Origin of the sequence: Micromonospora sp. NBRC 110038, assembly GCF_020884815.1 — a bacterium.
GTDB classification, from domain to species: Bacteria; Actinomycetota; Actinomycetes; order Mycobacteriales; family Micromonosporaceae; genus Micromonospora; species Micromonospora haikouensis.
The window spans coordinates 153,197-166,774 of the sequence record NZ_BBOL01000006.1 but is presented as its reverse complement, the minus strand read 5'-3'; the positions used below and the strand labels follow the sequence as shown (position 1 = coordinate 166,774).

The 13,578-nt window shown below is 71.7% G+C and carries 9 protein-coding genes and 1 riboswitch; of the genes, 4 read left to right on the top strand and 5 right to left on the bottom strand.

All coding sequences use genetic code 11. From position 1 onward, the window contains the following. The first annotated feature begins 255 nt into the window (after nt 1-255). Nucleotides 256-1,296 (top strand): LacI family DNA-binding transcriptional regulator, encoded by a 1,041-nt coding sequence (locus tag LPU61_RS21855; RefSeq protein ID WP_043968359.1) that lies wholly within the window; start codon nt 256-258, stop codon nt 1,294-1,296. 26 nt (nt 1,297-1,322) lie between these two features. On the opposite strand, the gene LPU61_RS21850 is transcribed toward LPU61_RS21855, so the two are convergent. From LPU61_RS21850 to LPU61_RS21840, 3 genes are all read right to left on the bottom strand, one after another. Then, entirely contained in the window at nt 1,323-2,300 is a 978-nt protein-coding gene (locus tag LPU61_RS21850; protein ID WP_229406069.1) for a ribonucleotide-diphosphate reductase subunit beta, read from the bottom strand. A gap of 59 nt (nt 2,301-2,359) precedes the next feature. Beyond that, nucleotides 2,360-4,735: a ribonucleoside-diphosphate reductase subunit alpha gene (locus LPU61_RS21845; RefSeq protein ID WP_229405931.1), complete on the bottom strand. Its 2,376-nt coding sequence runs from the start codon at nt 4,733-4,735 to the stop codon at nt 2,360-2,362. Nucleotides 4,736-4,870: 135 nt separating this feature from the next. Next, nucleotides 4,871-5,082: riboswitch (cobalamin riboswitch) on the bottom strand. 166 nt (nt 5,083-5,248) lie between these two features. Continuing rightward, nucleotides 5,249-8,383 carry a glycoside hydrolase family 2 TIM barrel-domain containing protein gene (locus tag LPU61_RS21840; RefSeq protein ID WP_052503962.1) on the bottom strand — a complete coding sequence of 1,045 codons (3,135 nt, stop codon included), beginning with the start codon at nt 8,381-8,383 and terminating at the stop codon, nt 5,249-5,251. A 275-nt stretch (nt 8,384-8,658) separates the two neighbouring features. Between LPU61_RS21840 and LPU61_RS21835 the strand changes: the two genes are divergently transcribed. Then, nucleotides 8,659-8,886, top strand: a complete 228-nt coding sequence (locus LPU61_RS21835) for a hypothetical protein (RefSeq protein WP_229405930.1) — start codon at nt 8,659-8,661, stop codon at nt 8,884-8,886. A gap of 12 nt (nt 8,887-8,898) precedes the next feature. On the opposite strand, the gene LPU61_RS21830 is transcribed toward LPU61_RS21835, so the two are convergent. Both LPU61_RS21830 and LPU61_RS21825 read right to left on the bottom strand, forming a co-directional pair. Beyond that, a complete protein-coding gene (locus LPU61_RS21830; protein ID WP_043968350.1) occupies nt 8,899-9,918 on the bottom strand; it encodes a phosphotransferase family protein in 1,020 nt (339 codons plus the stop codon). Next, on the bottom strand, nt 9,915-11,132 hold the full coding sequence (locus LPU61_RS21825; protein ID WP_229405929.1) for an acyl-CoA dehydrogenase family protein: 1,218 nt from the start codon (nt 11,130-11,132) through the stop codon (nt 9,915-9,917). The genes LPU61_RS21830 and LPU61_RS21825 overlap by 4 nt, the downstream gene beginning before the upstream one ends. Nucleotides 11,133-11,224: 92 nt before the next feature. Between LPU61_RS21825 and LPU61_RS21820 the strand changes: the two genes are divergently transcribed. Beyond that, nucleotides 11,225-11,881 (top strand): TetR/AcrR family transcriptional regulator, encoded by a 657-nt coding sequence (locus tag LPU61_RS21820; protein ID WP_199486153.1) that lies wholly within the window; start codon nt 11,225-11,227, stop codon nt 11,879-11,881. Nucleotides 11,882-11,955: 74 nt separating this feature from the next. Next, on the top strand, nt 11,956-13,536 hold the full coding sequence (locus LPU61_RS21815) for a long-chain-fatty-acid--CoA ligase (RefSeq protein WP_229405928.1): 1,581 nt from the start codon (nt 11,956-11,958) through the stop codon (nt 13,534-13,536). Nucleotides 13,537-13,578: the final 42 nt, after the last annotated feature.

Genomic DNA, 13,578 nt, shown 5'->3' with positions numbered 1-13,578 from the left:
CAGCGGATTGGCCACCATCGCTCCGATCTCGGCAAACGCGTCGTGAAACGTTTCATGCACCTGTTACGCTCACGGTAGGTCGCCACGCACGGCACGTCAAGGAGTTCGGCCAACTCGCCCTGCGTGTAACCTGGGGGACGGCGTTTTCCCGCCCGACCGTAGTTGACACGTTTTAGAAGGCGGCTCCCTGCCGGGGTCGCACCGGTGCCGCCGGCTGACGGCGACCGGCTGGCAAGGCGACGAGGAGCGAGGGCGATGACGGCCAGCATCAAGGAGGTCGCGCGCCACGCCGGGGTGTCCATCGGCACGGTGAGCAACGTGCTGAACCGGCCCGACCTGGTCGCCGAGGCCACCCGGCGGCGCGTCCTGGACGCCATCGCCGAGCTGGGGTACGTCCGCAACGACTCGGCGCGGCAGCTCCGCGCCGGGCGCAGCCGCCAGATCGCCATCGTGGTGCTCGACGTCACCAACCCGTTCTTCACCGACGTGATCCGGGGCGCCGAGGCCGCCGTCGACAAGCACGGCGTGATGGTCGTCGTGTGCAACAGCGGCGACGACGACGAGCGCGAGCGCCGGCACCTGGAGCTGCTGGAGGAGCAGCGCGTACGCGGGGTGCTGATCACCCCCGTGGACGACTCGCGCGGCTCCCGGCTGGAGCAGCTCATCCGCCGGGGCACCCCCGTCGTGCTGGTGGACCGGGGAGCCGGCCGGCACAGCCTGTGCTCGGTGGCGGTCGACGACGTGCTCGGCGGTCGCCTCGCCGGCGACCACCTGGTCGAGCAGGGGCACCGGCGGATCGCCTTCGTCGGCGGTCCGCTCAGCATCGCGCAGGTCGCCGACCGGCGCGCGGGCGTCACCCAGGCGCTGGAGGGCAACGCGGAGCTGATCAACGTCGCGACCCCGAACCTGACCGTCGGCGCGGGCCGGTCCGCCGCCCGCGAGCTCACCGCCCTGCCCGCGGCCGACCGGCCCACCGCCGTGATGTGCGCCAACGACCTGATCGCCCTCGGCGTGCTCCAGGAGCTGACCCGGCAGGGCATCCGGGTCCCCCAGGACATCGCCATCGTCGGCTACGACGACATCGAGTACGCCGCCGCCGCGGCGGTGCCGCTGTCCTCGGTGCGGCAGCCCCGCGAGCAGCTCGGCCGCACGGCCGCCCAGCTGCTCCTGGAGGAGGTCGACAACGCCGGGCAGCACCAGCACCGGCACGTGGTCTTCCAGCCGGAGCTCGTCGTGCGGGAGTCCAGCGCCCGGCCTGCGCGGCGGCGACCGCGGCAGCCGTCGGTCGCCTCCTAGCGGCGGTCGCCGCCGCGCAGGCCCGGTCAGAAGTCCTCGTCGAAGCCGACCGTCCCGGTCACCCCCACCTGGTAGGCCGACACCCGTCGTTCGAAGAAGTTCGACAGCTCCTGCACGTCCTGCAACTCCATGAACGCGAACGGGTTGCGGCTGTGGTACATCGGCTCGATGCCGAGCGTGGCCAGCCGCCGGTCGGCCACGTGCTGCAGGTACTCGCGCATGTCGGCCAGCGACAGCCCGGACACCCCCTGCTCCAGCAGGTCGGCGGCGAACTGCACCTCGCACTCCACGGCCTCGGCCAGCATCTGCCGCACCTGCCGCTCCAGCTCCGCGTCGAACAGCTCCGGCTCCTCGGCGCGTACGGTGTCCACCACGTCGAAGGCGAACTCCATGTGCATCGACTCGTCGCGGAACACCCAGTTGGTGCCGGAGGCCAGCCCGTGCAGCAGCCCCCGGGAACGCAGGAAGTACACGTAGGCGAAGGCGCCGTAGAAGAACAGCCCCTCGATGCAGGCGGCGAAGCAGATCAGGTTGAGCAGGAACGCCCGCCGGTCCTCGCGCGTCCGCAGCTCCCGCAGGTCATGGATCGAGTTGATCCAGGTGAAGCAGAACTCGGCCTTGCGGGCGATCGACGGGATGTTCTCCACCGCCGCGAACGCCGCGAACCGTTCCCGCTCGTCCGGCACGTAGGTGTCCAGCAGGTTCAGGTAGAACTGGACGTGCACCGCCTCCTCGAACAGCTGCCGGGACAGGTAGAGCCGGCCCTCCGGGGAGTTGACGTGCTGGTAGAGGTTGAGCACGAGGTTGTTGGCGACGATCGTGTCGCCGGTGGCGAAGAACGCGACCAGCCGGGACACCAGGTGCTGCTCCGCCGGGGAGAGCCGGGCGAGGTCGGCGAGGTCGGAGTGCAGGTCGACCTCCTCGACGGTCCAGGTGTTCTTGATCGCGTCCTTGAACCGGTCGAAGAACCGGGGGTAGCGCATCGGCCGCAGGGTCAGGTCCATCCCGGGGTCGAGCAGCAGGTGCCGCCGGCCGGCGGTGGAGCGGGGTTCGGAAACGGTCGTCACTGGCACGCCTCGCAGCTCTCGGGGTTCTCCAGGGAGCAGGCCAGCGCCTCGTCGGCGCTCACGGCGACGACCGGCCCTGCGGTCGGGGTGACCGCGACGGTGGCCTGCTGGATGCGGGTCGCGGGACGCGAGCGCAGGTAGTAGGTGGTCTTGAGCCCGGACTTCCAGGCGTACAGGTACATCGAGGAGAGCTTGCCGATGGTCGGCGCGCTCAGGAACAGGTTGAGCGACTGCGACTGGTCGACGTACGGGGCGCGGGCGGCGGCCAGGTCGATCAGCGCGCGCTGCGGCAGCTCCCACGCCGTGCGGAACAGGCTCCGCACCGCCTCGGGCAGCTCGGTGACGCCCTGCACCGAGCCCTCGTCCCGCTTGATCCGCTCGCGGATCGCCGGGGTCCACAGCCCGCGCGCCTTCAGCTCGCGGACCAGGTACGTGTTGACCTGGAGGAACTCGCCGGACATGGTCTCGCGCTTGAACAGGTTGGACACCTGGGGCTCGATGCACTCGTAGCAGCCGGCGATCGAGGCGATGGTGGCGGTCGGCGCGATCGCGACCAGCAGCGAGTTGCGCAGGCCGTGCGCGGCGATCCGCGCGCGCAGCGCGGCCCACCGCGACGTCTGCGTGACCCGCGCTCCCCACAGGTCCGGGTGCAGCTCGCCCTTGGCGGCCCGGGTCTGGGCGTACGCCGGGTGCGGGCCGAACCGCTCGGCGAGCCCGGCGGAGGTCTCCAGCGCGGTCAGGAAGATCTCCTCCTGCACCCGGGTCGACAGCTCGCGGGCCTCCGGCGAGTCGAACGGCAGGCGCAGGGTGAACAGCGCGTCCTGCCAGCCCATCAGCCCGAGCCCGACCGGCCGCCAGCGCGGGTTCGACGCCGCCGCCTGCTCGGCCGGGTAGTAGTTGATGTCGATCACCCGGTCGAGGAACACCACCGCCGTGCGGACGGTCGCGCGCAGCCGGTCCCAGTCGACGCCGTCGGGGCCGACGTGCGCGCCCAGGTTGACCGAGCCGAGGTTGCACACCGCCGTCTCGGCGTCGTCGTTGACCTCCAGGATCTCGGTGCACAGGTTCGACAGGTGGATCACGTTGCCCGGCTCGCCGGTCTGGTTGGACAGCCGGTTGGACGCGTCCTTGAACGTCATCCACCCGTTGCCGGTCTGCGCGAGCGTGCGCATCATCCGCCCGTACAGGTCGCGGGCGCGGACCGTGCGGACGGCCTTCTTCTCCGCCGCCCGGTACGCGGCGTCGAACGCCTCCCCGTACAGGTCGGGCAGCTCGGGGGCGTCGGACGGGTCGATCAGCGACCAGTCGCCGTCGGCCTCGACCCGGCGCATGAACTCGTCCGGGATCCAGTTGGCCAGGTTCAGGTTGTGGGTGCGCCGGGACTCCTCGCCGGTGTTGTCCCGCAGCTCCAGGAACTCCTCGACGTCCGGGTGCCACGGCTCCAGGTAGACGCAGGCCGCGCCCTTGCGCCGGCCGCCCTGGTTGACCGCCGCCACCCCGGCGTCGAGCGTCTTGAGGAACGGCACGATCCCGTTCGACCTGCCGTTGGTGCCCCGGATCAACGCGCCCCGGCCGCGCACCCGCGACCAGGAGATGCCGATGCCGCCGGAGAACTTCGACAGCTTCGCCACCTGGTGGTAGCGCTCGTAGATGGAGTCGAGTTCGTCGCGCGGCGAGTCGACCAGGAAGCACGACGACATCTGGGTGTGCCGGGTGCCGGAGTTGAACAGCGTCGGCGAGCTGGGCAGGTACGCCAGGGCGGACATCAGGCGGTAGAAGTCGACCGCCTCCCCCGCCGTCTGCGACAGCCCGCAGGCCACCCGCAGCAGCCAGTACTGCGGCGTCTCCACCACCAGCCGGGTCTGCGGGTGCCGCAGCAGGTAACGGTCGGCGACCGTGCGCAGGCCGAAGTACTCGAACCGCAGGTCCCCGGCCGGGTCGACGGCGTCGTCCAGCTCGCGGGCGTGGGCGGCCACGAAGGCGGCCGTGCCGTCGCCGATCAGGCCCAGGCCGTGGGCGTACCGGATGGACTGGCTGAAGCTGTCCACCTCCTGCCCGCGGACCTCCTCGGCCACGTACGCGGCCAGCAGCCGCGCCGCCAGCTTCGAGTACTGCGGTTCCTCGCCGATCAGCTCCGCCGCCGTCTGGATCGACAGCTTGTCCAGCTCGGCCGTGGTCGCCCCGTCGTACAGGCCGCTGATCGTCTTCGTCGCCACCCGCAGCGGGTCGACCTCGTCCAGGTCGGCGACCCAGCGCTGCACCGCCTCGACGATCTTGTTGACGTCCACCGGCTCGGTGTCGCCGTCCCGCTTACGGACCTGCATGACGTGCCGGCGTTGCCCCGGCCCCGCCTGTTCGCGCGTCGCGCTCATGTTCGCCCTCCTCAAGCCCGTCCCCGAGGTCGAGGGCGCGCGGGAGGACGCCGCCGGACACCCGCGACGGCACAACCCGCCGCCGCTGCCGGCTGATGGCGTCGGCCGTCCCACGCGGCCTTCGACCGCCGCACGCGTCGCGTGCGGCACGCTGGCAGGTCTTCGGACTCGCGGGCGTCATGCTCGGTGCCTACTGGCCGTCGCTTCCCAGGCCCGGCCGGGCCCAGTGCTTCGTTGACGGCGGTCGTTCCCACTCACCGCTGCGGGGCAGCCCCGGAATCACACCGGGTTCCCTCTTGCCTCGACCACCGTGGACCGATGGCCGAACCAGCTACGGGTGACACCATATATGGGCGCAAGGCGAAGATGGCAACACCAGATGATGTGTCGGGCGAGTCGCCGCGCAGCGTGACCCCACCCTCGCGCCGGGTGAGCGGCGACCGCGGGCCACCGGCCGGACGACGGGCCAGCCCGCAGGTGCGCGGGCTGGCCCGGATCCGGGGTTGCGGCCGGCTAGGAGGTCTTCAGGCTCCACTGCTGGTTCGCGCCGCCGTTGCACGACCACAGGACGATCTTCGTGCCGTTGGCGGTGGCGGCGCCGCTGGCATCCAGGCAGAGCCCCGACGCCACGCCCGTGATGGTGCCGTTGGCGTTGACGTTCCACTGCTGGTTGCTGCCGCCGTTGCAGTCCCAGATCACGACCGTGGTGCCATTGCTGGTGCCCTGGCCGTAGGCGTCCAGGCACTTGTTGCCGTACACCTGGAGCTGGCGGCTCGACGTGTAGGTCCACCGCTGGTTGCTGCCGCCCCCGCAGTCGAAGAGCTGCACCTGGGTGCCGTTGGTCGTCGTCGAGTTCGGCACGTCCACGCAGCGGTTGGACTGGGTGCCGACGATGGTGCCCTGCTGGCCGTTCCCGCCGTTCGCCGGGGGCGGCGGCGCCACCACGGCCGGCGCGGCCGACACGACGGTGGCCCGGTCCAGCGCGACGGGGCCGTTGCCGACGACCCGTACCCGCACGACGTGTTGCCCCTGCGTGAGGGTGCCGCTGTTGTACAGCGCCACGTTGCCCCGACGGGCGGACGCCTGGAAGCTGACCGTCTGCTCCGGGCCGCCGTCGACCGAGACGGCGGCCGAGCCGTGCGACGGGTCCTGCACCCCGAACAGCACCACGCGGTTGCCGGTGACGGTGAGGGTGGCCGTGTCACCGGCCGTGCCGCTGCGGGTGTAGTCCTTGCTGAAGGTCTGGTTGTCCCCGACGGCCTGCCAGCTCCCCGCGTAGGTGAAGCTCTGCCGGTCGTTGACGTCGACCGGGAAGCCGAACGTGTACGCGCCGCTGGTCGGCACGATCGGGTCGGTGGACGCGGTCGTGTTCACGGTGACGTTCGCCGACGTCAGGCCCGGCGCCGACGCCGTCAGCGTCACCGCGCCGGTCTGGCCCAGCGCGCTCTTGAGGTACACCGCGCCGGTGCCGGCCTCCAGGGCCAGCGGGCTCTCCCCCACGACCGCCCCGGGCCCGGTGACGGTGAACGACACGGGGGCGCTGTTGGTGGGTACCACCTGGTTGTTGCTGTCGAGGGCCTTGACCACGACGCGGGTCATGTCCCCGCCGTCGGCCTTGATCGCGGAGTCGTCGGCCGTCAGCGTCAGCCGGGTCGCCGCGCCCGGGGTGTGCCGGGTGTCGGTGGCCACGACCTGCCCGCCGATCCAGCAGTCGGCCCGCAGCTGCCCGGTGCTCACGGTGATCCCGGTGAACTGGAACATCGGGTGCGGCAGGCTCGTGTACGCGTTGGGGTTGATGCGTCCCCGGGACGCGCCGTTGACGAACAGCTCGACCTGCTGGCAGTTGCCGCCGACGTAGACGGTGCCGCTGGAGACGCCGGGCGTCCACTGGCTGGCGATCGACACGTACGGCCCGTACAGCGCGGGGTCGCGCTGCGAGGCGTACGCGGCGGCGGCGATCTTCGGGATCCGGAAGATGTCCGAGACGCCGTGGTAGCAGGTGTAGTCCTGGCAGGACGGCGGGGTCACGAACGTGGTGTTGTAGTCGAAGGCCGCCCAGCCCAGCGCGCCGGCCATGTTCGACCTGCCGGCGGCGGTGTTCTGCACGTTCAGGTGCACCCGCATCGTGTTGACCTGCGTCTGCTCCGGGTCCCACGACTTGTGCGGGGAGGTGTGCCCGACCGCCTCGGTGACCAGCCACGGCAGCACGGTCGGCGCTTCGGCGGTGCCGGAGAAGTCGTTGTAGGTGTAGACGTCCTCCAGCAGCTCGCTGCCCTTGAAGTTGCGCACGCCGCCGGTGGGACGCGACGGGTCGAGCTGCCGGGCCAGGTTGTTGGTGCGGGTGTAGAAGTTGTGGTTGTCGCCGGACTCGTTGATCCGCACCCCCCACAGCACGACCGACGGGTGGTTGCGGTCGCGCATCACCATCTCGCGGACGTTCTCCACCGCGATGTCCTGCCAGGCGGTGTTGCCGATGTGCTGCCAGCCGGGGATCTCCTCCATCACCAGCAGGCCGATCTCGTCGGCGCGGTCGAGGAACTCCGGGTCCTGCGGGTAGTGCGAGGTCCGCACGATGTTCGCGCCGAGTTCGTACTTGATGATGTCGGCGTCCTTGGCCTGGAGCCGGTTGGGCGCGGCCCGGCCGATGTAGGGGTAGGACTCGTGCCGGTTGAGCCCGCGCAGCTTCAGCGCCTGGCCGTTGATGTAGAACTTGCCGTCGCTCTTGTTGAACTGGATGGTCCGGATGCCGATCCGGGTCTTGTGCTCGTCCACGTAGGTGGAGCCGTCGCGCACCTGCGTGTAGACGGTGTAGAGGTACGGGCGGTCCGGGTGCCAGGCGGTGGGGTTGGCGATCGTGCTGGTGTCGTAGGCGAACTCGACGGCCGACTGCGCCCCGATGGTCTGGGTGGCCGTGCCGGTGGCCACGACGTTGTTGGTGGCGTCCACGACCTGGGTGACGACGGTGACCGACCGGGACTGGGCGCTGTCGTTGCGCACCCGGGTCCGCGCGTTGACCGTGTTGGTGGTGGGGGTGGTGAGGTACGTCCAGTCCACGTGCACCGGGTCGGCGACGATCATGTTGACGTCGCGGACGATCCCGCCCCAGACGTAGTAGTCGATCGCGCCGCCCTCCGGCGGGATGTCGTTGCGGGTCATGGAGTCGACCTTCACCGCGATCACGTTGTCGGCGCCGCCGATGGTGAGGTACGGCGTGATGTCGTACGTGAACGACGTGTAGGCGCCCTTGTGCTGGCCGACGAAGGTGCCGTTGACGTAGACGTCGGCGACCTTCGCGACGCCCTGGAACTCGACGGCGATGCGGCGGCCGGCGTACTGGGTGGGCAGCGTGAAGTGGCGGCGGTACCACGAGGCGGGCACCTCGAAGTCGCCCTTGGGGAAGCCCTTGTGCGGGTGGGTCCGGTAGTAGGGCAGGGTCACGGGGACGAACCCGCTCTCGTCCAGCCCCACGGCCTGCCCGGCGCCGCCGGACACGTCACCGGAGAACAGCCAGTTGGTGTTGAAGTTGAGCACGGACCGGTTGGACCCCTGCGGAACGTAGGGGGCGGCGGACGCCGGTCCCGGCGGCCCGATCAGCACGAGCGCGGCGGCGGTGACCAGCGCCGTGAGGGCAGCGGCTAGCTTTCGCATTGTCCTCCCCATCTCTCGGGAATGCGGGTTGAAGAACCGGGCCGTCCGGGCACCAGCGCCCGGCACCGGAGTTGACATCGGCGTCCTCACCCCCGCGTGGCCGCCAGCACCGACCTGACCGGGGACGGCCAGCTTGACGACGCCCGTCCGGGTGCAGGCACGGCTGCTGCGGCACGTGCGCTCCCCCGCCTGGCGGAGGGTGACGGGAGCATGGCCAACGTAATTCGTATGACATCTGATGTCAATATCGTTACATGGGAGTACGTCGATGAATAGTGTGGCTCGTCCTGCGGTGCGACTTCGACTGCACCGCGTCGGCCACCGGCGGCACCAGCGGCTACCACTACACGTGGCAGCCGCTGATCCCGATCACGGTCTTCTACGACGACCAGGGCCCGGCGAGCAGCGGACACTGCTCGGCGTACGTCGACAACGTCGTGCGGGTGACGGTCACCAGCGGCACCGAGACCGCCAGCACGGACATCCGGTTCCCCTGCTCCTGAGGGATGCCCGGATCACCCGCCGAGCCGGGCCAGCCCGGCGGCGAGCAGGCCGGGCACGGCACCACCCACCGTCTCGAAACCGGATCCGACGGTCATCCCCTCCACGAACCGGCGGTGCACGCCCTCCGCGATCACGGCCAGCTTGTAGTAGCCCAGCGCCTCGTAGAAGGTCAGCTGCGTGAGGTCGCGGGACGTGCCGGCGGCGTAGCCCGCCACCAGCTCGTCGCGGGTCGGGAAGTGGTCGCTGCCGGTCACCGGGCAGCCGTGCGGCAGCACGGGCGCGCACACCGGGTCGGTGTAGACCAGCAGCAGACCCAGGTCGGTGAGCGGGTCGCCGATCGTGGCCATCTCCCAGTCGAGCAGCGCGGCCGCCCCGGACAGGTCCGCCGAATAGATGATGTTGTCCAGCCGGAAGTCGCCGTGCACGATGCCCGGCGCGGACTGCGGCGGCACGGCGGCCGCCAGGCGTCGGTGCAGTTCGTCGGCGTCGGCGGACGACCGCGTCGCGACGACGTCCCACTGCCGCTTCCAGCGGTGCACCTGTCGCAGCAGGAAGCCCTCCGGTCGGCCGAAGGCGTCGAGGCCGACGCTCGCGGGCGCCACGGAGTGCAGCCGCAGCAACAGGTCGATCATCGAATGCCCGACGGCGCGCACGGTCGACGGCGCGAGGACGGCGAGTTGCCCGGGGTCGCGGATCACCACGCCGTCCACCCAGGCCGCGAGGCTGAACGGCGCCCCGATCACGGCCGGGTCCGCGCAGTACAGCACGGGTGCCGCGACCGGCACGGTCGAGCCGGCCAGGGCGGCGGTGACCCGGAACTCGCGGTGGATGTCGTTCGCCGAGGGCGCGATGGTGCCGAACGGAGGACGCCGAAGCGCCCACGACCGGTCGCCGGCGTGGACGGCGTACGTCAGGTTGGAACGCCCGCCGTCCACGAAGTCCACCCGCAGGCCCCCGGTGAGGCCCGGGATTTTGTCGGCCAGGTACGCCCCCAGCGCGGGCAGGTCCAGCGAACGCAGATCGGCGGTCATGCCGGCAGCGCTCCCCGCACCGCCGCCTCGCGCTCCCGGGCCCGGCGCTTGACCGCCCGGCGGGAGATCGCCCAGCGATGGGTCTCGCTCGGCCCGTCGTAGATCCGGAACGGACGCACCTCCCGCAGGTAGCGCCCGAGCATGAGGTCGCCCGAGACGCCGAGGGAGCCGCAGATCTGCAGCGACCGGTCGACGATCCGCCACACCGCCTCCGCGACGAACGCCTTCGCGACGGAGGTGGACTGCGCGGCGCGGCCCCCGGAGTCGAGCTCCCACGCCGCCCGCAGGATGAGGGCGCGGCTGGCCTCGATCTCGATCTCGCTGTCGGCGAGCATCTGCTGGATCATGCCCAGGTCGGCCAGCGCCGACCCGAAGGCCCGCCGGCCGGCCGCGCGGTCCAGCGCGATGTCCTGAGCGTGGCGGGCCAGGCCGAGCCACCGCATGCAGTGCGTCAGGCGTGCCGGCGCGAGCCGGACCTGGGCGTTGTCGAACCCCTGGTCCACCGCGCCGAGGACCCGGTCGGCCGGGACGAAGCAGTCCTGTAGCACGAGCTCGCCGTGCCCGCCGACCATCGCCTCGTCGAGGGTCTCGATCGTCCGGACCAGCTCCAGCCCGGGGACGTCGGTGTCGACCAGGAACATCGTCGCGCCGCCCCGGTCGCCGGGCTGGCCGGAGGTGCGGGCCATGACGATGGCGAACGCCGCCCCGTCGGCGCCGGTGGTGAACCACTTGCGCCCGTTCAGGACCCACCCACCCGGCACCGGGCGGGCGGTGGTGACGAGCGCGCTCGGGTCGGATCCCGCCCCCGGCGCCGGTTCGGTCATGGCGAAGCAGGACCGGATCAGCCCGGCCGCGAGCGGGCGGAGGTATCGCTCCTGCTGTTCGGGGTCGGCAACCGCCGCCAGCAGGTGCATGTTGCCCTCGTCGGGGGCCGCGATGTTGAGCGCCAGCGGGCCGAACAGCGAGTAGCCGGCCTCCTCGAACACGAGCGCCTGTCCGCGCCGGTCGATGCCCAGGCCGCCCCATCGTGGGGGCAGGTGCGGACAGAAGACCCCCGCCTGTCTCGCCGCGGCCTGCAGGTCGAGCCGCACCTGTTCCGGCAGCGCATGGGCGCTGCCCCGGTGCTCGCGCTCGACGGCGAGCACCGTGTCCCGGACGAACGCCCGGGTGCGTTCGGCGACGGAGCGGGCGGCGTCGTCGGGGGTGAGATCCACGGCCAAGGCTGCCTCCGGTGCCATCAAACTGAGCTAACGCTCACTAGCCGATACAGGGAAGCAGGCTCGCGAGGGCGTGTCAACATGTGCCGGTGGAATTCCGGAAGATGGACGACCAGGCACGCCCGCACGGCCCCGCCCCCACCCCCGCGGGCGGTCGACCGGATCGGGGCGAGCGGGTCCGGGCTGCGGCGCTCGACCTGTTCGCCGCCCGGGGCTACCAGCTCACCACGATGGACGAGATCGGCGAACGCGCCGGGATCCGGGGACCCAGCGTGTACAAGCACGTGCGCTCGAAGCAGGACCTGCTCGCCGGGATCATGCTGCGCACCATGACGGCGCTGCTGGAGGACCAGCAGGTCGCCCTGGACGGCGGCACCGACGTCGAGAGCCGGCTGCGCCGGGCCGCCGAGGCCCACGTGCGCTACCACGCCCGGCACGCGGCGGAGGCGTTCGTCGGCAACCGGGAGATCAACAGCCTGGACGAGCCGCACCGCAGCGACGTTCTCGACCGGCGCGCCACCTACGAGCGGCGGCTGCGCCAGCTCATCACCGACGGCGTCGACCTCGGCCGGTTCCGGGTCCCGTCGGCCCGGCTCGCCTCGTACGCGATTCTCGACATGGGCATCGGCGTGGCGATGTGGTTCCGGCCCGACGGCGAGTTCACCGAGGACGAGGTCGTCCGCCAGTACGGGGAGATGGCCCTGCGGATCGCGGGGCACGACCACCAGGCCGGTTCACACATCTGAACCTGTTGACAGTATCTGGAACAGGCGGAAACAATGGCCGGACTCTCCAGCCGAACGAGACGGAACCCTCTGTTATGGCGAGCAGTGCCCGAGCGGGCCGTGCCGATCGGGACGGGCCCCACAGCAGCCTCAGCTTCGAACCCCTGACCCCGACCGCCTTCCTCGACCGGGCCGCGGCGGTGCACGCCGACCGCTTGGCGGTGGTCGACGGCGCGCTTCGGCTGACGTACCACCAGTTCCACGACCGGTGCCTGCGCCTGGCCGGCGCGCTGGCCGACCTCGGCGTCCGGCCGGGTGACCGGGTCGCCGTCCTGGCGCCGAACACGCACCTCATGCTGGAGGCACACTTCGGGGTCCTCTACGGCGGCGCGGTCCTCGTCACGCTGAACACCCGACTCTCCGCCGACGAACTGCGCTACATCCTCGACCACGCCGGCTGCCGGGTCCTGCTGCACGACCCGGATCTCGCCGGGTTCGCCGCCACGATCGTGCGGGCGCTGCCCGGGGTGCGGCTGGTCAACGGCGGCGCGGAGTACGAGCGACTGCTCGCCGCCGCGCCACCGCGCCGGGTGCCGGTGACCGACGAGCGTGCGCTGATGGCGTTGAACTACACCAGCGGCACCACCGGCCGCCCCAAGGGGGTGATGTACCACCACCGGGGCGCCTACCTCCAGTCGCTGGCGATGGTCGCTCACTTCGGGCTGGGCGCCGACACCGCCTACCTGTGGACGCTGCCGATGTTCCACTGCAACGGCTGGTGCTTCACCTGGGCGGTGACCGCGGCCGGCGGCACCCACGTCTGCCTCCCCCGGGTCGCGCCGGACCGGGTCTGGGAACTGATCCGCGACGAGCGGGTCACCATGCTGTGCGCCGCGCCCACGGTGCTCGTGTCCCTCGCCGAGGCCGGCGCGGCCGGCGCCGTCGCGGGCCGGCAGGTCACGGTCGCGGTCGGCGGCGCGCCGCCGTCGCCCAGCCTGCTGCGCCGGTGCGCGGCGCTCGGCTTCGACGTCACGCACCTGTACGGACTGACCGAGACCTTCGGCCCGGCGGCGATCTGCGACTGGCGGCCGGAGTGGGACGACCGGCCGGCCGCGGAGCAGGCGACGCTGCGCGCCCGGCAGGGCGTGGCCAACGTGGTCTCGTGCGAGCTGCGGGTGCTGGACGCCGACGGCCGCGACGTCCCTGCCGACGGCGAGACGGTCGGCGAGGTCGCGATCCGCGGCAACAACGTCATGCTCGGCTACTACCGGGACGAGGCGGCGACCCGGGAGGCCGGACCGGGCGGCTGGTTCCGCACCGGCGACCTCGGGGTCCGGCACCCCGACGGCTACCTCCAACTGCGCGACCGCGCCAAGGACGTGATCATCTCGGGCGGGGAGAACATCTCGTCCATAGAGGTCGAGGCGGTGCTGTGCAGCCATCCCGCGGTGCTGGAGGCCGCCGTGGTCGCGGTGCCCGACGAGCGCTGGGGCGAGCGGCCGGTGGCCTTCGTGACGCTGCGGCCCGGCGCGCCCGCCGACCCGGACGCGCTGCGCGCCCACGTGCGGGCCCACCTGGCCGCCTTCAAGGTGCCCGACCGCATCGAGTTCGGCGACCTGCCCAAGACGGCCTCCGGCAAGGTTCGCAAGGTCGAGCTGCGCGCCACCGCCCGGTAGGGCGGGGCCTGCCGGCACTCGACAGGCCCCGCCCGGCCGGGA

Excerpts from the sequence above, each read along its gene's own strand:
- LPU61_RS21855 (WP_043968359.1), top strand. The coding sequence starts at position 256 with ATGACGGCCAGCATCAAGGAGGTCGCGCGCCACGCCGGGGTGTCCATC.
- LPU61_RS21850 (WP_229406069.1), bottom strand. The coding sequence starts at position 2,300 with ATGGACCTGACCCTGCGGCCGATGCGCTACCCCCGGTTCTTCGACCGG.
- LPU61_RS21845 (WP_229405931.1), bottom strand. The coding sequence starts at position 4,735 with ATGAGCGCGACGCGCGAACAGGCGGGGCCGGGGCAACGCCGGCACGTC.
- LPU61_RS21840 (WP_052503962.1), bottom strand. The coding sequence starts at position 8,383 with ATGCGAAAGCTAGCCGCTGCCCTCACGGCGCTGGTCACCGCCGCCGCG.
- LPU61_RS21830 (WP_043968350.1), bottom strand. The coding sequence starts at position 9,918 with ATGACCGCCGATCTGCGTTCGCTGGACCTGCCCGCGCTGGGGGCGTAC.
- LPU61_RS21815 (WP_229405928.1), top strand. The coding sequence starts at position 11,956 with ATGGCGAGCAGTGCCCGAGCGGGCCGTGCCGATCGGGACGGGCCCCAC.